Annotated in this window: 20 protein-coding genes and 1 other RNA gene; 1 reads left to right on the forward strand and 20 read right to left on the reverse strand. The window is 59.6% G+C overall.

The annotated features are described in order from the left end of the window. Positions 1 to 102: 102 nt before the first annotated feature. Positions 103 to 1068 (reverse strand): type II secretion system minor pseudopilin GspK, encoded by a 966-nt coding sequence (gspK, locus tag KQP88_RS19950; RefSeq protein ID WP_216704002.1) that lies wholly within the window; start codon positions 1066 to 1068, stop codon positions 103 to 105. A gap of 408 nt (positions 1069 to 1476) precedes the next feature. Between gspK and KQP88_RS19955 the strand changes: the two genes are divergently transcribed. Next, the gene (locus KQP88_RS19955) at positions 1477 to 2022 is read left to right on the forward strand and encodes a BRO-N domain-containing protein (RefSeq protein ID WP_198724635.1); all 546 of its coding nucleotides are present in this window, start codon (positions 1477 to 1479) and stop codon (positions 2020 to 2022) included. Between the two features lie 48 nt (positions 2023 to 2070). Here the strand turns inward: KQP88_RS19955 and KQP88_RS19960 are convergent, their stop codons facing one another. The 19 genes from KQP88_RS19960 to rsmI form a co-directional block, all read right to left on the reverse strand. Then, on the reverse strand, positions 2071 to 2235 hold the full coding sequence (locus KQP88_RS19960) for a hypothetical protein (protein ID WP_216704003.1): 165 nt from the start codon (positions 2233 to 2235) through the stop codon (positions 2071 to 2073). Positions 2236 to 2294: 59 nt separating this feature from the next. Next, positions 2295 to 3206 (reverse strand): UDP-3-O-acyl-N-acetylglucosamine deacetylase, encoded by a 912-nt coding sequence (gene lpxC / locus KQP88_RS19965; protein ID WP_025261727.1) that lies wholly within the window; start codon positions 3204 to 3206, stop codon positions 2295 to 2297. 111 nt (positions 3207 to 3317) lie between these two features. Beyond that, entirely contained in the window at positions 3318 to 4508 is a 1191-nt protein-coding gene (gene ftsZ, locus KQP88_RS19970; RefSeq protein WP_200995424.1) for a cell division protein FtsZ, read from the reverse strand. 73 nt (positions 4509 to 4581) lie between these two features. Next, positions 4582 to 5838 (reverse strand): cell division protein FtsA, encoded by a 1257-nt coding sequence (gene ftsA, locus KQP88_RS19975; protein WP_117165832.1) that lies wholly within the window; start codon positions 5836 to 5838, stop codon positions 4582 to 4584. 14 nt (positions 5839 to 5852) lie between these two features. Further along, positions 5853 to 6719 (reverse strand): cell division protein FtsQ/DivIB, encoded by an 867-nt coding sequence (locus KQP88_RS19980; protein ID WP_025261730.1) that lies wholly within the window; start codon positions 6717 to 6719, stop codon positions 5853 to 5855. Between the two features lie 2 nt (positions 6720 to 6721). Further along, entirely contained in the window at positions 6722 to 7681 is a 960-nt protein-coding gene (locus KQP88_RS19985) for a D-alanine--D-alanine ligase (protein ID WP_216704004.1), read from the reverse strand. After that, a complete protein-coding gene (murC, locus tag KQP88_RS19990; RefSeq protein WP_200995427.1) occupies positions 7678 to 9138 on the reverse strand; it encodes a UDP-N-acetylmuramate--L-alanine ligase in 1461 nt (486 codons plus the stop codon). The genes KQP88_RS19985 and murC overlap by 4 nt, the downstream gene beginning before the upstream one ends. After that, entirely contained in the window at positions 9131 to 10201 is a 1071-nt protein-coding gene (gene murG, locus KQP88_RS19995; protein ID WP_200995429.1) for an undecaprenyldiphospho-muramoylpentapeptide beta-N-acetylglucosaminyltransferase, read from the reverse strand. Before murG ends, murC begins: the two co-directional genes overlap by 8 nt. Next, on the reverse strand, positions 10191 to 11405 hold the full coding sequence (ftsW, locus tag KQP88_RS20000) for a putative lipid II flippase FtsW (RefSeq protein WP_232924396.1): 1215 nt from the start codon (positions 11403 to 11405) through the stop codon (positions 10191 to 10193). The genes murG and ftsW overlap by 11 nt, the downstream gene beginning before the upstream one ends. Then, positions 11402 to 12748: a UDP-N-acetylmuramoyl-L-alanine--D-glutamate ligase gene (gene murD, locus KQP88_RS20005; protein WP_216704005.1), complete on the reverse strand. Its 1347-nt coding sequence runs from the start codon at positions 12746 to 12748 to the stop codon at positions 11402 to 11404. The genes ftsW and murD overlap by 4 nt, the downstream gene beginning before the upstream one ends. 5 nt (positions 12749 to 12753) lie before the next feature. Continuing rightward, the gene (gene mraY / locus KQP88_RS20010) at positions 12754 to 13839 is read right to left on the reverse strand and encodes a phospho-N-acetylmuramoyl-pentapeptide-transferase (RefSeq protein WP_025261736.1); all 1086 of its coding nucleotides are present in this window, start codon (positions 13837 to 13839) and stop codon (positions 12754 to 12756) included. Further along, positions 13839 to 15206: a UDP-N-acetylmuramoyl-tripeptide--D-alanyl-D-alanine ligase gene (locus KQP88_RS20015; protein WP_200995433.1), complete on the reverse strand. Its 1368-nt coding sequence runs from the start codon at positions 15204 to 15206 to the stop codon at positions 13839 to 13841. Before KQP88_RS20015 ends, mraY begins: the two co-directional genes overlap by 1 nt. After that, a complete protein-coding gene (locus tag KQP88_RS20020; protein WP_095067723.1) occupies positions 15199 to 16662 on the reverse strand; it encodes a UDP-N-acetylmuramoyl-L-alanyl-D-glutamate--2,6-diaminopimelate ligase in 1464 nt (487 codons plus the stop codon). Before KQP88_RS20020 ends, KQP88_RS20015 begins: the two co-directional genes overlap by 8 nt. Next, on the reverse strand, positions 16662 to 18392 hold the full coding sequence (locus KQP88_RS20025; RefSeq protein ID WP_177434645.1) for a peptidoglycan D,D-transpeptidase FtsI family protein: 1731 nt from the start codon (positions 18390 to 18392) through the stop codon (positions 16662 to 16664). Before KQP88_RS20025 ends, KQP88_RS20020 begins: the two co-directional genes overlap by 1 nt. After that, positions 18392 to 18685, reverse strand: a complete 294-nt coding sequence (ftsL, locus tag KQP88_RS20030) for a cell division protein FtsL (RefSeq protein WP_025261740.1) — start codon at positions 18683 to 18685, stop codon at positions 18392 to 18394. Before ftsL ends, KQP88_RS20025 begins: the two co-directional genes overlap by 1 nt. Next, entirely contained in the window at positions 18682 to 19623 is a 942-nt protein-coding gene (gene rsmH, locus KQP88_RS20035) for a 16S rRNA (cytosine(1402)-N(4))-methyltransferase RsmH (RefSeq protein ID WP_216704006.1), read from the reverse strand. The genes ftsL and rsmH overlap by 4 nt, the downstream gene beginning before the upstream one ends. Before the next feature lie 2 nt (positions 19624 to 19625). After that, positions 19626 to 20081, reverse strand: a complete 456-nt coding sequence (gene mraZ, locus KQP88_RS20040; protein ID WP_200995439.1) for a division/cell wall cluster transcriptional repressor MraZ — start codon at positions 20079 to 20081, stop codon at positions 19626 to 19628. Positions 20082 to 20391: 310 nt separating this feature from the next. Then, an RNA gene (gene rnpB, locus KQP88_RS20045) (RNase P RNA component class A) lies at positions 20392 to 20750 on the reverse strand. Positions 20751 to 20833: 83 nt separating this feature from the next. Then, positions 20834 to 21706, reverse strand: coding sequence for a 16S rRNA (cytidine(1402)-2'-O)-methyltransferase (gene rsmI / locus KQP88_RS20050; protein ID WP_025261743.1), 873 nt, complete (start codon positions 21704 to 21706; stop codon positions 20834 to 20836). Positions 21707 to 21712 lie beyond the last annotated feature (6 nt).

Raw genomic sequence — 21712 nt, forward strand, 5'->3', positions numbered from 1 at the left:
TGGGGGCGCTAGCTGCAAGCGGCAAGTTGGAAGCTGCAAGTGAGCGTGATGGCTTGCGGCTTTTAGCTTGCCGCTTAACGCTTGCAGCTTGCAGCTTGCAGCTCACATCTGCCCCACCTTGCGCTCCCTTACCACCATCTCCTGCGCCGGTACCCGGCTGTGCCATTTCACGATGCCCAGGGCTTCGGCGCGGTATTGGCTGTGGAATGTCTGGCCATCCAGCTCCACTTCGATCTGCAACAGGAAGTGATCACCATTGAGCTGCAAGCCCTCGCTCAGTCGGGCGAAGGCTTCATCGTCCATGGCGCCCATGGCCTGACGCAAGGCGCTGGCATCCAGATAACCTCCAGCCGGTCTGCCGCTGATCAGGCGGGTCAGTTGCGAGCGCTCCACTTTCCCCTCGTACAAAGCTTCCAGCAAAGGCAATTCACTGAGGTTGAGGGCATTGGCATTCAGCCGCCAACCGGTGGTTTCCGGCAAGGCGCACAGCTGTGGATAACGTTGCTCGCGCTGGCTGTCGGCGGGTAGCAGCAGGTTCAATTCGCTGATATCGACCATCGACTGATTGGCCGCCAGACGCGGTGGTGAAGCACGCAGGTATTCGTTGTTCTCGGCACCTTGCAGACTGCTCTGGTGATCGGAGTCGACCCAGTCGGTCAGGCTCTGAGCCAGACGCTCAGCCTGCATGTCCGCACCCAACAGGTAAACCAGCTGCTTTTGCGCACGCTCGGCTTCATCTCCGATCAGGCTGTTGACGTTGAAGCAACGGTGCAAATCGACAATCCGGATACTCGCCTTGCCACCCTTGAAGTCATAGCTCAAAGGCTGCCCGCGCAAGGCCTGCCAGAACAGCGGGCTGGCGCGCCACACCGGGTCCTTGAGCGCCTGTCCGGTAAAGGCCAGGGCCGCCTTTTCAATGGACCGCGCCTGCACACGCTGCTGAAGCAGCCGCACACTGTCCACCTCCTGCCGTCCCTGCTCGACCATCCAGGCCAGCCCTGCGGCCAACATGGCCAGTGCCACCAGCACCATCAGCAGCGCCGCACCTTGTTGTCGGTTTCTCGTCATCGTCCAGCCTTGGGGTTTCAACGCAAGACGCCAGTCAACACCGAGAATGTTTCAGGCAGGTGGCAGATGACTGAAAAGATCCTGATTGCGGTTTCCTACAAGCGTATGTGAATGCTTACCGAGAGCATGCTGAATTCCCCAATTACTGACCAGCCGAGCAACCGCTAACCTTGCCAGCGTCGTTGCAAATCAACGAACGGGTTTGGCGACCCGATCAAGTAAACACTCCCCATCACGCCGCAGTCGCTTTATTCTGTCTGCCACCGCGTTATGGCGGCTGTGTGCGGGAGGCCTTCGGGTCTGCCGGTTTTCTACTTGCCGGTTCGCCAACCCTCACATAGCTGCCACCCCATTGTTTGGCGACAATCCATGGCGGCTTCAATCCGTGATCAAAGTAGAGTGCCACCCATGCGGAATATCGTCCCAACATCCCCCTGCACAGACCATTTCGAAGCCACCCTTTTCGTACGCCACCACCGTATGCTGCGTGCCATCCATAGCGAAGCCCAGGCATGGTTCTGTCTTGCAGACCTTGCACGCTTGATGGGCCAGACGCTGGGTGAACGCTCAGCACTCAAGCTCGATGCCGATCAAAGACGGGTTGTCTGGTTGCAGGCTAACGGCAAGTGGCAAAAACAATTGATGGTCAGCGAGTCAGGTGCGTTTGCGTTGTTGGTTCATCACTACGTTCCCGAAAACCGGGCACTGCGACAGTGGCTTACCCATGAAGTACTGACGGTACTGCACGCACCGCAAAATATGACACTGGATAACCCGAGGCTCAGCCATTTGCAGTGGCCAGACACGTCATTGAGCGTGATGCAATGGCGCGATGAGTCATGGATTCGCTTGCGGGATATGCCGAATGTAGCGCCGCAGACTACACGACCAGTCGAGCATGGTTTCTGGCGGAGAATGAAAGCACGTATCGACAGCAAACGGCTGGCAGACTAGGTTGCAGCACTGCTGACATGCCACTCATATTGCTCGTTGGGACCAGGATCAAGAATCTTCCTCGATCATGAAGATCAGGGCATGATGCAGAACGTCAACATCAGCATTCCGGATGGCACTGGTGGCAATCTGGGCAGCAGCAGTCATCACTGATCGCTGCTGAAGGAAAAAGCGGCTCACACTGAGCCGCTTTTTTTGCATGCGAAAAGCCATAAAAAAAGGCCGCCCGAAGGCAGCCTTTAAAGAACAAAAGGAAAGAGAGTAAAGCTTGCTTACACGGCCGCGACAGGACGCATGTAAGAAATAGGTGCCGTACTGGCATCCTCGAAGGTCACGACTTCCCAGGCGTCCGGCTGCTCGATCAACGTGCGCAGCAGACGATTGTTCAGTGCATGCCCTGACTTGAAGCCGCGGAACTCACCAATCAGGCTATTGCCCAGCAGGTAGAGGTCGCCGATGGCATCCAGGATTTTATGTTTGACGAATTCGTCCTCGTAACGCAGGCCGTCTTCGTTCAATACGCCTTCCTTGTCGACCACGATGGCGTTTTCCACGCTGCCGCCGAGTGCGAGGTTGTGCTTGCGCAGGTACTCGATGTCACTCATGAACCCGAAGGTCCGTGCACGGCTGACTTCCTTCACGAAGGAAGTACTGGAAAAGTCCACGCTTGCACTCTGGGTGCGGTCACGGAAGACAGGGTGATCGAAATCGATCTCGAAACTGACCTTGAACCCTTCGAAAGGCACGAAAGTAGCGCGTTTACCGCCCTCTTCCACTGTCACCTCACGCAGGATACGGATGAACTGCTTCGGCTCGTCCTGTTCCTCCAGGCCGGCCGATTGAATCAGGAATACGAAAGGGCCTGCGCTGCCGTCCATGATTGGAACTTCGGAGGCAGAGAGCTCGACGTAGGCGTTATCGATGCCAAGGCCAGCCATGGCCGAAAGCAAATGTTCTACCGTGTCGACCTTGACGTCACCGCTGACCAGAGTGGTCGACAGTGTGGTGTCTCCGACATTTTCCGCTCGTGCAGGGATATGCACGACAGGATCCAGGTCGGCTCGGCAAAACACGATGCCGGTATTCACAGGCGCAGGCTTGAGGGTCAGGTAAACCTTTTCCCCGGAATGCAAGCCAACACCTGTGGCACGGATAATATTTTTCAGGGTGCGTTGTTTAATCATGGCATGGCCGCTTCAGCGCAAGTTGCGAACTGGTATCAACAAAGGCTGGCGATGATAGCAGACCATGCCTTTGCTGAACACCAATCACCCTAATACCCCTGATACATTTCATCAATCGGCCTGACGACGCAGGAAAGCCGGGATGTCCAGGTAGTCAAGATCATCGTTAGGGTTCATCTTGGCCGCTGCAGTGGCGCTTGCATGAGCCTGGTTACGCATGACGGTCGGACGGTCCAGATCACGGTAGTTAACCGATGGAGCTTCCTGACGAGCTGCTGCAGGTTGAGCTGCGGCCTGCTGGACAGCTTGCAGGGTGTTGTCGATAACCTTCACAGGCTTCTCGATTTTCGCGCCCAGGCCAGTTGCAACCACGGTCACGTGCAACTCGTCACGCATGTCCGGATCGATAACGGTACCGACCTTGACCATCGCGTGCTCGGAAGCGAACGCTTCAATGATGCTACCCACGTCGGAGTACTCACCCAGGGACAGGTCAGGACCGGCGGTGATGTTGACCAGGATGCCACGTGCGCCCTGCAGGTTGACGTCTTCGAGCAACGGGTTGCGAATGGCCGCTTCGGTCGCTTCACGCGCACGATTCGGACCGCTGGCGCAGCCGGTACCCATCATCGCCATGCCCATTTCGCTCATCACGGTACGGACGTCGGCGAAGTCGACGTTGATCATGCCTGGACGCTTGATGATGTCGGAGATACCGCGAACGGCACCGGCCAGAACATCGTCAGCCTTGGCGAAAGCCGACAGCAGGCTGGCGTCTTTACCCAGGATGGTCAGCAGCTTCTCGTTGGGAATGGTGATCAACGAGTCGACGCTTTCAGACAACATACGGATGCCTTCATCGGCGATCTGCATGCGCTTTCGGCCTTCGAACGGGAACGGACGAGTCACGACCGCAACCGTGAGGATGCCCAGCTCCTTGGCCACTTCGGCAATGATCGGAGCTGCACCGGTACCGGTACCGCCGCCCATGCCCGTGGTGATGAATACCATGTTGGTGCCTTGCAGGACTTCTGCAATGCGCTCACGGTCTTCCAGTGCCGCCTGACGACCGACTTCAGGGTTGGCGCCAGCGCCAAGACCTTTGGTCACGCCAGTACCCAATTGCAGGATGGTGCGTGCGCCAATGTTTTTCAGTGCCTGAGCATCAGTGTTGGCGCAGATGAATTCCACGCCTTCGATGTTGCTCTTGACCATGTGATTGACAGCGTTGCCACCACCACCACCCACACCGATAACCTTGATTACCGGGCTCTGCGGGACGTTGTCTACGAGTTCGAACATTTTCCCTCTCCTTCAGTTCTCTAGTTTTGTTTCTGCCTACTACCTGCCGCTACCACTTTTGAAGCCTTGAAACTCAGAAATTGCCCTGGAACCAGCGCTTGACGCGCTCAAGCACTGGGGCCTTGGGTTCGTCGCCGTAGCTACTGCTGTTGCCCAGACCGGACAGCGAGATGCCGTCCGACTGTTTTTGCAGCCCGTACTGCAACAGGCCTACGCCCGTCGAGTAGATCGGGTTGCGCACGACATCAGCGAGCCCTTTGACGCTATGCGGCACGCCGAGGCGTACCGGCATGTGGAAGATTTCCTCGGCCAGTTCGACCGCACCTTCCATTTTCGACGTACCACCGGTCAGCACGATGCCGGCCGGGATAAGATCTTCGTAACCGCTGCGGCGCAGTTCGGCCTGGATCAGGGTGAACAGCTCGTCGTAACGAGGTTCGACCACTTCGGCCAGGGCCTGACGCGACAGCTCGCGAGGTGGACGGTCGCCCACGCTCGGTACCTTGATGGTTTCACCGGCACCGGCCAGTTTGGCCAGGGCGCAGGCGTAGCGAATCTTGATTTCTTCGGCGTACTGGGTCGGTGTACGCAGCGCCATGGCGATGTCGTTGGTGACCTGATCACCGGCAATCGGGATCACGGCGGTGTGACGAATGGCGCCTTCGGTGAAGATCGCGATATCCGTGGTGCCACCACCGATGTCCACCAGGCACACGCCCAGCTCTTTCTCGTCATCGGTCAGTACCGAATAGGCCGAAGCCAGTTGCTCGAGAATGATGTCGTCGACTTCCAGGCCGCAGCGGCGTACGCACTTCTCGATGTTCTGGGCAGCGTTCACTGCGCAGGTCACCACGTGCACCTTGGCTTCCAGACGCACGCCGGACATGCCCAGCGGCTCGCGCACACCTTCCTGGTTATCGATCACGTAATCCTGAGGCAAGGTGTGCAGGACGCGCTGATCGGCAGGAATGGCAACCGCCTGCGCGGCATCGAGCACACGCTCCAGATCCGCGGAGCTGACTTCGCGATCACGAATCGCCACGATGCCGTGGGAGTTCAGGCTGCGAATATGGTTGCCCGCCACGCCGACGAACGCCGAGTGGATACGGCAGCCCGCCATCAGTTGCGCTTCTTCGACGGCGCGCTGGATCGATTGCACGGTCGATTCGATATTCACCACCACGCCCTTTTTCAGGCCACGGGATGGATGGGTACCGATACCCACGATTTCCAGCGAGCCATCGGCCGCGACTTCGCCTACCAGTGCCACCACCTTGGAGGTACCGATATCCAGCCCGACGATCATTTTGCCGCTTTGCACATTTGCCATGGTCCAGCCTCTTATCAATTCTTCGCGACAGCGGGCTTGTCCGCTGTGGGCGCTACCTGTTCACGCCAACCAACCGCAAGGCCGTTGGAGTAACGCAGGTCGATGCGCGCAATATTCGTGATTTGTTCTTTAAGCGTTTTTTCGTAAATCGCGATGAAGCGGCGCATTTTTTCCACAAGATGATCGCGTCCCAGCAACAACTCGATACCCGGACCGGCATTGCCGGCACCGGTGGTCAGGAACCAACTGCCACGCTCACGTAACTCCAGGCGTGCGATGGAAAACCCCATGGGGCGCAACATCTGACTCAACACCTGGTACTGCTGCATCACCTGTTGTTGAGCCCGCTGTGGGCCGAACAACTGGGGAAGGTGTTCATAGTTGGACAGTTCACGCGGTGTGAAAGCCTGTCCCTGGTTGTTCAACAGCGCTTCGTCTCCCCAGCGGGCAACGGGCAGTTGCTCTTCCAGTCGAACCACGACCTGATCCGGCCATACGCGCCGTACTTCGGCATGGGCGATCCAGGGCATCTGCTCCAGTTCGGTACGCATACCGGCCAGATCGATGGTGAAGAAGCTCGCCGCCACATAAGGCGCGATTCGCTGCTGCACCGCCTGCTGACTGATGTAGCTCAGGTCGCCCTGCACGTTGATGCGGGTGATCGGACGGTCTACATAGGGCAGCAGACGCTGCGCACCTTCGTACGTACCGAAACCCAGCACCACCAGCAGCACCGGCCAGAACAGCCCTTTCAGGAAACCGAATCCCGGCTTGGGCAGTCGCGCCGACAATGGCTCCTTGGCCACCATCCGACTGGCGCCACGCGGCACTGGCTTGCGGCCAGGAGCAGGTGGCTGATGACGTGCCGACGCGCCGTACATGCTTAACCTCTCACCTGAACGCTGTCGGCCAGAATCGCCAACACCAGTTGCTGGAAGTCCAGCCCTGCAGCACGAGCCGCCATGGGGACCAGACTGTGATCGGTCATGCCTGGCACGGTGTTGACTTCCAGCAGCCAGAACTTGCCTTGCTCATCCTGCATGACATCCGTGCGCGCCCAGCCTGCAATGCCGATGGCTTCGCAAGCACGTGCTGTCAGTTGTTTGAGTTCCTGTTCCCTGGCATCACTGAGCCCGCACGGAATCCGGTACTGGGTATCGGAAGCCAGGTACTTGGCGTCGTAATCGTAGAAACTGTGAGGAGTGCCCAGGCCGATGGGCGGCAATATTTCGCCACGCAGGCAGGCGATCGTGAACTCAGGACCCTGAATCCATTGTTCGACCAAAACTTGTGAATCGTAGGTACTGGCGGCTTTCCATGCGGCGATCAATTCGTCGACGCCGGTCACCTTCGCCATACCGATACTTGAACCTTCATGGGCCGGTTTGACGATCAAAGGGAAGCCCAGTTCCGTCGCAGCAGAAATACAGTCGGCCTCACTGCCCAGAACCGCATGCAGCGGAGTCGCCAGCCCGAGACTTTGCCAGACCTGCTTGGTGCGCAACTTGTCCATGGCCAGTGCAGAAGCCAGTACACCGCTGCCGGTGTAAGGGATTTGCAGGCATTCCAGCAGGCCCTGCATCGTGCCGTCTTCGCCGCCACGACCATGCAGGACGATAAAGGCGCGGTCGATCCTTTCGCTGACCAGCCGTTGCAGGAAGTCATCGCCCACATCGATGCCGAACGCATCCACGCCAGCGCTGAGCAAGGCATCCAGCACCGCTCGCCCCGACTTCAACGAAACCTCCCGCTCAGCACTCTTGCCACCGAAGAGCACGGCAACGCGGCCGAAACTTTTCGGTTCAAGGGTCGAGCGCAGGGAAGATTGCGAAGTCACTGTCATTTGAGCTTCCCTTCGGTTGAAGCAATGACGGCACCGGCGAACAACGGGCTCTTGAGCAATTGCGGAGCCAGGCCACCGATATCTCCGGCACCCTGGCACAGCAGGATGTCACCGGCGCGCAGCAGCGGCTTGACCAGCGGCGCCAGCTCGACACCGCGCTCGATGTAGATCGGGTCCAGTTGCCCGCGCTGACGGATGCTGTGGCACAGGTTGCGGCTGTCGGCACCGGGAATCGGCTCTTCGCCTGCCGGGTAGACTTCCATCAGCAACAGCACGTTGGCATCGGCCAGCACCTGCACGAAATCGTCATACAGGTCACGGGTACGACTGAAACGGTGTGGCTGATAGACCATGACCAGACGACGATCCGGCCAGCCGCCACGCACGGCATTGATGACCGCAGCCACTTCACGCGGGTGGTGACCGTAGTCGTCCACCAGCATCACGTTGCCGCCTTCGACGGGCAGTTCGCCATAAACCTGGAAGCGGCGACCAACGCCCTGGAAGCCCGACAGGCCCTGGACGATGGCTTCGTCGCTGACGCCTTCGTCAGTGGCGATGGCGATGGTTGCCAGCGAGTTGAGCACGTTATGGTTGCCCGGCATGTTCACCGACACATCCAGCGGCTCGCGGTCGCGACGCAACACGGTGAAGAACGTCAGCATGCCGTCCTGGCGCACGTTGATCGCACGCACATCGGCGGTTTCGCTGAAGCCGTAGGTCAGGGTCGGACGCTTGACCAGTGGCAGGATTTCACGCACCACCGGATCATCGACGCACATCACCGCCAGACCGTAGAACGGCAGGTTGTGCAGGAACTCGACGAAGGTCTTCTTCAGCTTGTTGAAGTCGCCTTCGTAAGTGGCCATGTGATCGGCGTCGATGTTGGTAACGACTGCGACCAGCGGCTGCAGGTGCAGGAAGCTGGCGTCGCTTTCATCGGCCTCGGCAATCAGGTAACGGCTGGTGCCCAACTGTGCGTTGGTACCGGCAGCGTTGAGACGGCCACCGATCACGAACGTCGGGTCCAGGCCACCGGCCGCAAACACCGAAGCGATCAGGCTGGTAGTCGTGGTCTTGCCGTGGGTACCGGCGACGGCGATGCCATGGCGATAGCGCATCAGTTCGGCCAGCATCTCGGCACGTGGCACCACGGGAATACGACGCTCAAGGGCTGTCGCGACTTCCGGGTTGGAGGTGTTTACGGCGCTGGAAACCACCAGTACGTCGGCACCGACGGCGTTCTCGGCAAGGTGACCGATGAAAATGTGTGCGCCGAAGGATTTCAGACGTTCGGTCACGGCCGAGTTCTTCAGGTCAGAGCCCGAGACTTCATAGCCGAGGTTCAGCAGTACTTCGGCGATACCGCACATACCCACACCGCCGATACCGACGAAGTGGATGCGGCGAATACGGCGCATTTCAGGCTGAGGCATGGCACGTTGACTCTCAACCATTGACCACCTCCACACAGACGTCGACAACGGTGTTGGTTGCGTCTGGCCGGGCCAGCCTGCGGGCGGTACGGGCCATGTTGTTCAATTGTTCGGGTTGCATCAAAACCTCTTTCAGGCGCGCAGCCATCTCGGCGGCGCCAGTTGTCGCTTGCGGCATGACAAAGGCTGCGCCTTCGCGAGCCAGATAGTCAGCGTTACGAGACTGGTGGTCGTCGATCGCGTAAGGCAGCGGTATCAGGAACGAAGGCAAGCCTGCGGCTGCCAGTTCACTGATGGTCAACGCACCTGCGCGACAGACGACCAGATCGGCCCAGGCATAGGCCTGTGCCATGTTCTGGATAAACGGCGCGACCTGCGCCTCGACGCCAGCGCTGCGATAGCGCTCGGCGGTGACTTCATCGTGTTTCTTGCCGGCCTGATGGAAGACCTCGGGCCGTATGTCTTCAGGCACCAGAGCCAGGGCTTCGGGCAGCAACTTGTTCAGGGGCTCCGCGCCCAGGCTGCCGCCCAGGACCAGCAGACGCGCCTTGCGACCGGCCAGTGCCTGACGTGGTGTTTCAAGAAAAAGCTCGACCCGCACCGGGTTGCCGGTGGTACGACGCTTGGCCGTTGCGCTGAAGGTGTCCGGGAACGCCTCGCAGATACGGCTGGCGAAAGACGACAGGCTGCGGTTGGCCGTACCGGCCACGGCGTTCTGCTCATGAATGACCAAGGGCACGCCCGCCAGCTTCGCAGCCAGCCCGCCGGGACCTGTGACATAGCCACCGAAACCCACGACACAGACCGGCTTCAGCTCGCGCACGACCTTGCGGGCCTGACGCAATGCCTTGAGCAGCATGAAAGGCGCCTTGAGCAGCGACAGCTTGCCCTTCCCACGCAAACCGGTGGCATCGATCAGATGCAGGGTCAGCCCGGCCTGTGGAACCAGCTCGTTTTCGATACCACGCGGCGTACCCAGCCAGTGGACCTTGTAGCCACGCGACTGGAATTCGCGGGCACAGGCCAGCGCCGGGAATACATGCCCGCCGGTGCCACCGGCCATGATCAGCACGTTAGCGTCCATGGGGCGGCTCCTCGGCGAAGTCGCTCTCTTTGAATTCGGTTTCTTCGCTGCCCATGTTGTTGCGCGATTCCCACTCGATGCGCAGCAACAGCCCGAGGCTCGCACAGCAGATCACAAGCGAACTGCCGCCGTAGCTGAGGAATGGCAAGGTCAGGCCCTTGGTCGGCAGCAGGCCGACGTTTACCCCGATGTTGATCAGGAACTGGCCGATCCACAGGAAAGAAAGACCATAAGCAACGTAGGCGCCGAAGAACTGTTTGGCCCTTTCTGCCCACATACCTATGTACATGCCACGAATACTGACGAACAGGAACAAGGCGACCGTGAGCAAAGACCCGATGACACCCAGCTCTTCAGCAAGCACCGAGAACACGAAGTCGGTATGAGCTTCCGGCAGATAGAACTGTTTCTGGACACTGTTGCCCAGACCGACGCCGAACCATTCGCCGCGACCGAATGCGATCAGCGCCTGGGTCAACTGATAGCCGGAACCGAACTGGTCCGCCCACGGGTCGGTGAAGTTGGTCAGACGCGCCATCCGGTAAGGCTGTGCCTGAACCAGCACCACCACGGAAACCACTGCCAGCACCACCATCAGGGAGAAACGGAACAGGCCGACGCCGCCGAGGAAGAGCATGGCAGCCGCCGAGCCCATCATCACGACCGTGGCTCCGAAGTCAGGCTCCATCAGCAGCAGGCCCGCCATGGGCAGCAGCACGATGAACGGCTTGAAGAAGCCCATCCAGCTTTCACGGACTTCCTGCTGACGACGAATCAGATAACCCGCCAGGAAGATCACCACAAAGACCTTGGCGATTTCGGAAGGCTGCACGTTGAACGCGCCGAAGCCGATCCAGCGCATCGATCCGTTGACCTCGCGACCGATGCCCGGCACGAGCACCAGCAACAGCAGACCGAAGGCGCCGATCAGCATCAGCCAGCCCATGCGCTGCCAGGTAGCGACCGGCACCATCATGGTCGCGCCGCAGGCGCCCAGGCCGATCAACAGATAGATAAGGTGACGGGTCATCATGTACAGCGTGTTGCCCGACTGCACAGCGGCCACTTCCGACGATGCGGAGGTAATCATCACCAGACCAAGACCCAGCAATGCCAGGCAACCAGCCAGCATCGGGAAATCGAGGTCTATGCCACGGCCGCTGATCAGCGGCGACGGATAAGGCTTGATCACGCCAAAGATCATGACAAGCCCTCCACTGCCTGGGCGAACAGACGTCCGCGCTCTTCGTAATTCTTGAACATGTCGAGACTCGCGCAGGCAGGCGACAGCAATACCGCATCGCCCTCTTGTGCCAGCTCGGCACTGCGCTGCACGGACTCTTCCAGCGTGGAGACACGCACCAGCGGTGCTGCATCGCCCAGAGCCTGAGCAATCAGTTCGGCATCGCGACCCAGCAGGATCACGGCACGGCAATGCGCCGCCACGGCAGCACGCAGGCCACTGAAATCAGCGCCCTTGCCATCGCCACCGGCGATCAGCACCAGCTTGCCAGCGATGTCCGCACCCAGGCCTTCGATGGCCGCCAGTGCGGCGCCCACGTTGGTGGCCTTGGAGTCGTTGTAATAGTGAACACCTGCCAGCTCGCGCACCCACTGGCAGCGATGCTCAAGACCGGTGAAGGCCCGCAGGCTGCTCAGCATGGCGTCGAACGGCAGGCCCACGGCATGCCCCAGTGCCAGCGCGGCCAGGGCATTGGCCTGATTGTGTGCGCCACGGACTTTCAGTTCGCGAACCGGCATCAGGTTGTCGAACTGGAAGGCCAGGTACTTTTCACCGTTCTCTTCACGCAGGCCGAAACCGTTGAAATCCGGCTTGGTCAGGCCGAAGGTCCAGCAAGGCAGACCTTCACCGATCAATGGCCGGGACAGTGCGTCCTGACGATTGACGACCACTTGCCGTGCGCCACGGAAAATCCGGTGCTTGGCCAGGTGATAGGCCGGCAGGCCGCTGTAGCGGTCCATGTGGTCTTCGCTGACGTTCAACACGGTCGCGACTTCGGCGTTGAGTTCGTGGGTGGTTTCGAGCTGAAAGCTGGACAGCTCCATCACGTACAGCTCGACATCGTCACTGAGCAGATCCAGCGCCGGCATGCCGAGGTTGCCGCCGACTGCAACGCGCTTGCCTGCGGCCTGGGCCATCTCGCCCACCAGGGTGGTCACGGTGCTTTTCGCATTGGAGCCGGTGATTGCAATGATCGGCGCCTTCGCGTAACGCGCGAACAGATCAATATCACCGGACATCTTGACGCCACGGGCATGAGCCTCTTGCAAGGCTGGAGTCGCAAGGGCCAGACCGGGGCTGACATACAGCTCGTCGGCACGGCAGAGAAACTCTACGTCCAGCTCGCCACAACGCACTTCCACCTGCGGGTAGTCGCGACGCAAGGTCGCAAGCTCCGGAGGATTCTCCCGAGTATCGGCCACGGCAAAGGCGACGCCCCGGTTCGCCAGGAAGCGAACCAGGGACATGCCACTCTTGCCTAGACCGACAACGATACGGAAGCGGTCGGAAACGATCAAAGACACTCGTTCTACCTCAGTTTCAGCGTTGCAAGGCCAACCAGCACCAGAATCACGGTGATGATCCAGAAACGGACGATCACACGCGGCTCAGGCCAGCCCTTGAGTTCAAAGTGGTGGTGGATGGGCGCCATGCGGAACACGCGGCGACCGGTCAGTTTGAATGACGCAACCTGAATGACCACTGAAAGGGTTTCCATCACGAACACGCCGCCCATGATGAACAGGACGAACTCCTGACGGACGATCACCGCCATGGTGCCCAGTGCGGCGCCCAGCGCCAGCGCACCGACGTCGCCCATGAACACCTGGGCCGGATAAGTGTTGAACCAGAGGAATCCGAGCCCCGCGCCAATCAGCGCGCCGGAGAACACAATCAGCTCACCCGCGCCCGGTACATAGGGAATCAGCAGGTATTCGGCGAACTTCACGTTACCCGACAGGTAGCAGAAAATACCCAGCGCACCACCGACCATCACGGTCGGCATGATTGCCAGACCGTCCAGGCCGTCAGTCAGGTTCACTGCGTTGCTGGAGCCGACGATGACGAAGTAGGTCAATACGATGAAACCGACCATGCCCAACTGGATGCGTACATCCTTGAGCATCGGCACGATCAGGGTTGTCTCGGTTGCCGACGGCGCAGTCGTATAAAGGAAGATCGCAGCGCACAGGCCGAACACCGACTGCCAGAAATACTTCCAGCGGCTTGGCAAGCCGCGGGAGTTCTTCTCGATCACCTTGCGATAGTCATCGACCCAGCCGATGCCACCGAACAGCAGCGTGACGAGCAGGACCACCCACACATAACGGTTGCTCAAGTCAGCCCACAGCAAGGTACTGATAGCGATGGACGACAGGATCAAGGCACCGCCCATGGTCGGGGTGCCGGACTTGGAAAGATGCGATTGCGGGCCGTCGTTACGCACGGCCTGGCCGATCTGGCGCATTTGCAGGGTACGAATCATCCACGGCCCCAGCCAAAGCGAAAGGGTCAAGGCTGTGAGCACGCCGAGAATCCCGCGCAGAGTCAGGTATTGGAAGACCGCAAAGCCTTTATGGAACTGTTGTAAAAACTCGGCCAACAGCAGCAGCATCAATGTTTCTCCAGGCTAGAACCGCATAAGGCAGCCACGATGTTTTCCATCGCGGCACTACGCGAACCCTTGATCAGTAAAGTGGTATTGGGGTCTTGCTCGGCGCCCAGCGCCGCAATCAGGTCGGCCTGACTGGCAAAATGTCGCCCATGCTCGCCAAAGGCGTTCACGGCATGAGCCATCAACGGACCCACGGCATAAAGTGCCGAGACCTTGCCGGCGGCATAGGCCCCCACATCGCGGTGACCTTGCTCTGCCCAATCGCCCAGTTCGCCGATATCGCCCAGTACCAGGACAGTTCGGCCAGGGAAATCGCCCAGCAGGTCGACAGCGGCATTTATGGAAGAAGGATTGGCGTTGTAGGAATCATCGATCACCCGCACGCCATTGCTGGCGATTTGCACAACGGTGCGCCCCTTGACCGGCTGAACGTTGTTCAGGCCAGTGACAATGCCGTCCAGGGTCACGCCCAGCGCAAAGGCGCCAGCCGCTGCCGCCAAGGCATTGGCCACGTTATGTTTGCCCAACAGGTTCAATTGCACCTGCGCAGTCCCGAGCGGGCTGTGCAGCAAAAAGTTCGGGCAGCCACGCGCATCGCGCCCCAGATCGCTGGCGTACAGGTCGGCCTGGCTGTTGCTCAGGGCAAAGCTGACGATCTTTCGTTCGCCGACACGCAAACGCCAGGTAGGGAAAGCCTTGTCATCCAGGTTCAGGACCGCAATGCCGCTGGCATCGAGCCCTTCGAGGATTTCGCCTTTGGCTTCCACGATACGGTCCGGCCCACCGAACTCACCGACATGGGCAGTCCCGGCATTGGTAATCAAAGCGACATGAGGTTTTGTCAGGCTGACGGTGAAGGCAATTTCGCCGACACGCGAGGCACCCAGCTCGATGACTGCCGAAGAGTATTCCGGGGCCAGTTCAAGCAGAGTCAGAGGCACGCCCAGTTCGTTATTCAGGTTGCCACGGGTCGCCAGGACCGGGCCGCGAGTGCGCATGATGCTGGCCAGCATTTCCTTGACCGTGGTCTTGCCACTGGAACCGGTAATGGCAGCAACAGGCCTGTCGACAAAGGCATTGCGATTGATCGCACCCAGTTGCGCCAGTGCCTTGCGGGTATCGAGCACGACCAGTTGCGGCAAGGTCGAGCCTTCCACTTCCCGCTCGACCAGAGCACCTACGGCGCCTTTGGCGGCAACCTGATCCAGATACTCGTGACCATCGAAACGCGGACCGGTCAGAGCCACGAACAACTGGCCCGGCTGAATGGCGCGGCTGTCGGTGCTGACACCGGTAAAACTGCAGTCGCCAACACGACGCGCGTCGAGTGGCGCGACCAGTTCGCTGAAGGTCAATGCTTTAAGCATGCGCAAGCTCCCATGCGGCCAGAGCCTTGGCGGCCTCTTCCAGGTCAGAGAACGCGTGGCGTTGGCCGTCGATTTCCTGATAATCCTCATGGCCCTTGCCGGCCAGAACCACGACATCTGTCGCATCGGCACTGGCAATCAGCTCGGCAATCGCCTGGCCACGGCCTTCAACGAAATGCACCGCAGCGGCGTTCACGAAACCCGGGCGGATATCGTCGAAGATGCGGCCTGGCGCTTCTGTGCGCGGATTGTCATCGGTCACCCAGACGCCATCGGCAAGACGCTCGACCACTTCGGCCATCAGCGGGCGCTTGCCGCTGTCACGATCGCCACCGCAACCGAACAGGCACAACAGACGACCCTTGGCATGCGGACGCAGTGCATTGAGAACCTGCTCAAGCGCATCGGGGGTGTGAGCGTAATCGACCACGACCAAAGGCTTGTCGCCACCGCCAAGACGCTGCATGCGTCCGACCGGGCCTTCGAGCTTTGGCAGGACCTTGAGAATTTCGTCCAGCGCATATTCCAGCCCCAGCAAGGCGCCGATAGCCGCCAGCACATTGCTCAGGTTGAAACGGCCCAGCAGACGGCTGCGCAGAAAGTGTTCGCCGTGCGCAGTGACGAGTGTGGCGCGTACGCCATCGTCATCGAACTTCGCATCGCGGCAATAAAGAGAGGCGCTCTTGTCCTGGAGGCTGTAGGTGATGAGTCGGGACTCATGTTCGACCTCGGCCAGTTCACGACCGAACCCGTCATCCAGATTGATCACCCGGCAACGCAGATCCGGCCATGCAAACAGCTTGGCCTTGGCAGCACCGTAGGCCTCCATCGTGCCGTGATAATCCAGATGATCACGGGACAGATTGGTCAGCACGGCAACGTCGAAATCCAGGGCCGTGGCACGTCCCTGATCGAGGCCGTGGGACGACACTTCCATCGCAACGGCGCGAGCACCGGCCTTTTTCAGATCAGCGATGGTGGCCTGCACGGAAATCGGGTCAGGGGTCGTGTGGCGACCGCTTTGCAGCGCGCCATAGAAGCCGGTCCCCAGCGTGCCAACGATGCCGCAGTGCTGGCCGAGCAGATCAAGGGCCTGGGCAACCAGTTGCGTGACGCTGGTCTTGCCATTGGTGCCAGTCACGCCCACCAGATTCAGTCCGCGGCTCGGCTCGCCATAGAAGCGACCGGCAATGGCCGACAACTGCGCAGCCAGGCCCTTGACCGGAATCAACGGCACATCGGTGATCGGCAATACGGTCGAACCTTCGACCTCATAAGCCACTGCCGCCGCACCGCGCTGCAAGGCATCGGCAATGTGGGCGCGGCCATCGAGCTTGATGCCGGGCACCGCCAGGAACAGATCGCCCGGCCGGACATTACGGCTGTCGAGGGTCAACTCACGAATCAGTGGATCGCGGTCGGTTTGAGCGAAAATCTTGCTCAGATTGAAAGCCATCAGCCACGCCCTCCTTTCACTACAGGGGCAACATTGACCTGCTCTTGGGGTGCGGCGAGGTTGTCGGGGGTCACGTTCATCAGACGCAACGTACCGGACATGACCTTGCTGAATACCGGGGCAGAAACCAGACCACCGAAATAGCCACCCTTGCTCGGTTCATCGATCACAACGACGATCGCGTAGCGTGGGTTGCTCATCGGGCCAAAACCGGCGAACAGGGAACGGTAGGAGTTTTCCGCGTAACCCTTGGTGCCGATGGAAGTCTTGCGCGCCGTACCGCTCTTGCCGCCGACGTGATAGGACGGCACACGGGCGCGATAGACGCCACGCGGGTCTTCGATCACTTGCTGCAACATGCCCTGCAGGGTCTTGGCAGTGTTTTCGGGGATGGCCTGCACGGCCGTCGGCGGCGTATCGCTTTTCAGAATGGTCAGCGGCACGATCCGGCCGTTGTTGGCCAGTGCGCCGTAGGCATGCACCAGTTGCAACGCGGTGACCGACAGACCGTAGCCGTAGGACAGGGTCGCGGTTTCAGCCTTGCGCCACTCGCGGTAGTTCGGCAGGTTGCCAACGCGCTCGCCCGGGAAGCCGAGGCCGGTGTACTGGCCGAAACCGACGCGCTGCATGGTGCGGAAGATGGCTTCACCGCCCACGTCGAAGGCGATCTTGCTCATGCCCACGTTACTGGAGTTGATGAGGATGCCGGTCAGGTCGAGGATCGGGCCTTCGGTCTTGGTCACGTCACGAATGGTGTACTTGCCGATCTGCAAGGTGCCCGGATAAACCTCGACCTTGTCGGTCGGCTTCCAGCGCCCGCTGTCCAGTGCGGTAGTCATGGAAATCGGCTTCATGGTCGAGCCCGGCTCGAACACGTCGATGATTGCCCGGTTGCGCATTGCAGCAGGCACCATGGTGCGGCGGTTGTTCGGGTTGTAGGTCGGCTGGTTGACCATGGCAAGGACTTCGCCGGTCTTGACGTCCATGATTACCAGGCTACCGGCCTTGGCTTCGTTCTCTACTATGGCGTTACGCAGTTCGCGGGTGGCCAGATATTGCAGACGCAGATCAATAGACAAAGCCAAGGTCTTGCCGGCCTTGGCGTTCTTGGTTACCTGGACGTCCTTGATAAGTCGTCCCCTGCGATCCTTGATGACCTGTCGCTTGCCAGGCACCCCGGCGAGCCAGTCGTCATAGGCCAGTTCGACCCCCTCGCGACCATGATCGTCGAGGTCGGTGAAGCCGACCATGTGTGCAGTCACGTCACCGGCCGGGTAGAAACGCCGGAATTCCTCGATGCCATAGACACCGGGAACCTTGAGGTCCAGCACAGACTGCCCTTGCTCAGGCGTCAGGCCGCGAACCAGATAGATGAATTCCTTGGTGGCCTGAGAATCCAGGCGCTCGGTCATGGCCTTGAGGTCCTGACCCAGAGCAGTCGCCAGAACCGGCCACTTGGATTTGTCCTGCTGCATTTCACGCGGGTTGGCCCAGAGCGTGGTCACAGGCGTACTGACAGCCAGAGGCTCGCCGTTACGATCGGTGATCAGACCACGGTGAGCCGGGATTGGAATATGACGGACGCTGCGAGCATCACCCTGTTCCTTGAGGAAGGTGTGATCGATGACCTGCAGATCGACAATGCGCCAGCAGATGGCGAGCACCAGGATGACGAGCAGACCCACCACCACACGGAACCGCCACGGATACAGGGCACCCTCAAGTTTCATCATGGCGCCACCATCCGTACTTCGGCAGCGTTGGGGATGCGCATCTTCAACTGATCGGTGGCCAGGTTCTCGATACGGCTATGGGCCGTCCAGGTGCTCTGTTCGAGAATCAGGCGTCCCCACTCGGCCTGCGCCTTGTCGCGCACGCTCATTTCCGAGTACAGGGAGTTAAGCAACTGCCGGTTCCAGTGGGCGCTGTAGGACACGCCGATTGCCGAAACGAGGACGGCAAGAAACAGCAGCAGCATGATGAAGCTGCCGCCGGGCAATGGCTTGAGGAACAGACGGCTCACCTGAGCTTCTCCGCCACACGCATGACAGCGCTGCGCGAGCGTGGATTGGCTCTGGTTTCTTCGTCCGAAGCGAACTGCGCCTTGCCGATGAGCTTGATCTTCGGCTCGAAGGCCTTGAACTGGATCGGCAGGTTGCGAGGCATGTTGTCAGCTTCGCCCTTGACGAGCTTGCGCATGAACAGCTTGACGATGCGGTCTTCAAGAGAATGGAAGCTGATGACCACCAGACGACCGCCGACTTCAAGGGCGTCCAGCGCCGCTTCAAGACCGGCTTCCAGATCGCCCAGCTCGTTGTTTACGTGAATACGCAGGCCCTGAAAGGCACGCGTGGCCGGATTCTTGCCCTTTTCCCAGGCCGGATTGGCGACCTTGAGGACTTCTGCCAGATCGGCAGTGCGCTCGAAAGGCTGGATTTCGCGACGCTGAACCACGGCATTGGCCATGCGCTTGGCGAAACGCTCTTCACCGTATTCCTTGAAAACCCGGGCGATTTCTTCTGCAGGTGCCGTGGCGATGAACTCGGCAGCACTGACGCCACGAGTCGGGTCCATGCGCATGTCCAGCGGGCCGTCGTTCATGAAACTGAAGCCGCGCTCAGGGTCATCCAGTTGCGGCGAGGAGACGCCAAGGTCCAGCAGAATGCCGCTGACCTTGCCTGCCAACCCGCGTTCCTGAGCCTCGGAGCCCAGTTCGGCAAAGCTTCTCTGCACAATGACAAAGCGGCCGTCTTCGGCCGCCAGCGCTTGCCCTGTGGCAATCGCTTGAGGATCCTTGTCGAACCCCAGCAGACGGCCATCGGGCCCAAGGTGCTGAAGTATCAGGCGACTATGTCCGCCACGACCGAATGTGCCGTCCAGATAGCAGCCATCGGCGCGCACAGCGAGAGCCTCGACGGCTTCTTCGAGCAGTACGGTGATGTGGGTAAAACTGCTGTTCATAGTCACAGGATCAGGTCACGTAATTCATCAGGCATCGCGCCAGGTTTTTGAATGGCTGCCAGGTCTGCATCAGCAAGAGCATTCCAGGCATCCTCGTCCCACAGTTGAAACTTATTAAGCTGTCCAACCAACATCACACGCTTATCCAACTTTGCGTATTCACGAAGACGCGGTGGCACCAGGAAACGCCCACTGCCGTCCAGCTCCAGGTCCACGGCATTACCAATCAAAAGCCTCTGCAACCGGCGGTTTTCTTCGCGAAAGGTAGCCAGCTCACGAAGTTTCGCCTCAATCAGTTCCCACTCGGACAGCGGATAAAGACACAAGCAGGGGTCAACGGCATCAATGGTCACGATAAGTTGCCCGGAGCTACGCGAATCCAACTCGTCACGGTACCGGCTCGGCATGGCGAGACGACCCTTGGCATCGAGATTGATTGCGTTGGCACCACGAAACACAGGCGCACTCTCCGATTTTTAACTTTTCGCGCTAAAAAAACCCACTTCGTGCCACTTTCTGCCACTTGCGCACACTATAGGAATGCGCCCACCACACCGTCAAGGCACGGTCTTAAGGAAACCCCTTACATTTCGGAGATTTAGGAGCGGTATTGGAGGGGGAGAGGTAAATTTTCGCGGGTTTTGACAGGCAAATACGAAGCCGCCCAAATGGTTGCGGCTCAAAGTTAAAGTAATTTATTAAGTGTAAGAATTTTTTGGCATTACGGAGAAGAAAAACCGCTGCTTTAACAGCAGTCGAGAGAAGAAGGTGGAGAGTCGATCTGTAAGCCGGGTTCTGTCGAGGACAGTCATTCCTCTACGACGGCCATCACTGGACGTCTTTAGCAACCTACCCGGTTCCAGCGCGGGCCACGCCTAGGAACCCTATTTGGTCTTGCTCCGAGTGGGGTTTACCTTGCCACGAACTGTTGCCAGTCGTGCGGTGCGCTCTTACCGCACCTTTTCACCCTTACCGGCACCGAAGTGCTTAGGCGGTTATTTTCTGTGGCACTTTCCGTAGGCTCGCGCCTCCCAGGCATTACCTGGCACTCCGCCCTATGGAGCCCGGACTTTCCTCCCCCCCTTGACTGCAAAGCAGCAAGAGGCAGCGACTGTCCAATCGACTCTCCGCCGCCAAGGGTATCGGGACGAGGCGTCAAGAACAAGCATTAAAAGCCGGAATGACGCGCATTTGTCGCACGAGACGGAACTTATTGATCCTTCTGTTTGTCCAGTGCGACCTGGTAAAGCAGATTCTTGCGTACCCCAGTGATTTCCGCTGCCAGTGCGGCGGCGCGCTTGAGCGGCATCTCTTCGAGCAACAGATCCAGAACCCGGCGCGCCTCGGCACCGACCACATCTTCATCCTCCGGCGGCGTCCAGCCCGCTACCAGCACCACGCACTCACCCCGCTGCTGATTGCTGTCACCCTCGACAAAGGCACGCAACTGCGCCAGCGGCAGCCCCTTGAGGGTTTCAAACGTCTTGGTCAGCTCCCGCGCCAGCAATGCTGGACGGTCAGGGCCGAATACCTGCTCCATGTCCTGAAGACATTCGAGAATCCGGTGCGGGGCCTCATAGAAGATCAAGGTGCGAGGCTCTTCGCGAAGCACCTCAAGCCGGCTCTTGCGACCCACGGCCTTGGCTGGCAGAAAACCTTCAAAGATAAAGCGGTCCGAAGGCAGGCCGGCTGCCGACAAGGCCGCAATCAGGGCGCAGGCACCCGGCACCGGAACGACCTGAACACCTGCCGCACGCGCCTGGCGGACAAGGTGATAGCCAGGATCGGAAATCAGCGGCGTCCCCGCATCGGAGATCAGCGCAACATCGTCACCGGCCAGCAGACGGGTGATGAAACGGCTACCCTCGTCACGTTCGTTATGTTCATGGCAGGCAGCCAGAGGCGTGGATATTCCAAAATGCTGCATCAGCCGTGAGGAGTGGCGAGTATCCTCTGCGGCTATCAATGCCACTTCACGCAGCACTTTCAAGGCCCGCACGCTCATGTCGTCCAGATTGCCGATAGGGGTCGCCACTACATAAAGCGAACCCAGGGTGGAATTTGAAACAACCGGAGCAGTCAAAGCGCA

This window comes from Pseudomonas lijiangensis (assembly GCF_018968705.1).
In the GTDB taxonomy this organism is placed as follows: Bacteria; Pseudomonadota; Gammaproteobacteria; order Pseudomonadales; family Pseudomonadaceae; genus Aquipseudomonas; species Aquipseudomonas lijiangensis.

Coding starts and splice junctions, on each gene's coding strand:
- gspK (WP_216704002.1), bottom strand. CDS start 1,068: ATGACGAGAAACCGACAACAAGGTGCGGCGCTGCTGATGGTGCTGGTG.
- KQP88_RS19955 (WP_198724635.1), top strand. CDS start 1,477: ATGCGGAATATCGTCCCAACATCCCCCTGCACAGACCATTTCGAAGCC.
- KQP88_RS19960 (WP_216704003.1), bottom strand. CDS start 2,235: ATGGCTTTTCGCATGCAAAAAAAGCGGCTCAGTGTGAGCCGCTTTTTC.
- lpxC (WP_025261727.1), bottom strand. CDS start 3,206: ATGATTAAACAACGCACCCTGAAAAATATTATCCGTGCCACAGGTGTT.
- ftsZ (WP_200995424.1), bottom strand. CDS start 4,508: ATGTTCGAACTCGTAGACAACGTCCCGCAGAGCCCGGTAATCAAGGTT.
- ftsA (WP_117165832.1), bottom strand. CDS start 5,838: ATGGCAAATGTGCAAAGCGGCAAAATGATCGTCGGGCTGGATATCGGT.
- KQP88_RS19980 (WP_025261730.1), bottom strand. CDS start 6,719: ATGTACGGCGCGTCGGCACGTCATCAGCCACCTGCTCCTGGCCGCAAG.
- KQP88_RS19985 (WP_216704004.1), bottom strand. CDS start 7,681: ATGACAGTGACTTCGCAATCTTCCCTGCGCTCGACCCTTGAACCGAAA.
- murC (WP_200995427.1), bottom strand. CDS start 9,138: ATGGTTGAGAGTCAACGTGCCATGCCTCAGCCTGAAATGCGCCGTATT.
- murG (WP_200995429.1), bottom strand. CDS start 10,201: ATGGACGCTAACGTGCTGATCATGGCCGGTGGCACCGGCGGGCATGTA.
- ftsW (WP_232924396.1), bottom strand. CDS start 11,405: ATGATCTTTGGCGTGATCAAGCCTTATCCGTCGCCGCTGATCAGCGGC.
- mraY (WP_025261736.1), bottom strand. CDS start 13,839: ATGCTGCTGCTGTTGGCCGAGTTTTTACAACAGTTCCATAAAGGCTTT.
- KQP88_RS20015 (WP_200995433.1), bottom strand. CDS start 15,206: ATGCTTAAAGCATTGACCTTCAGCGAACTGGTCGCGCCACTCGACGCG.
- KQP88_RS20020 (WP_095067723.1), bottom strand. CDS start 16,662: ATGGCTTTCAATCTGAGCAAGATTTTCGCTCAAACCGACCGCGATCCA.
- KQP88_RS20025 (WP_177434645.1), bottom strand. CDS start 18,392: ATGAAACTTGAGGGTGCCCTGTATCCGTGGCGGTTCCGTGTGGTGGTG.
- rsmH (WP_216704006.1), bottom strand. CDS start 19,623: ATGAACAGCAGTTTTACCCACATCACCGTACTGCTCGAAGAAGCCGTC.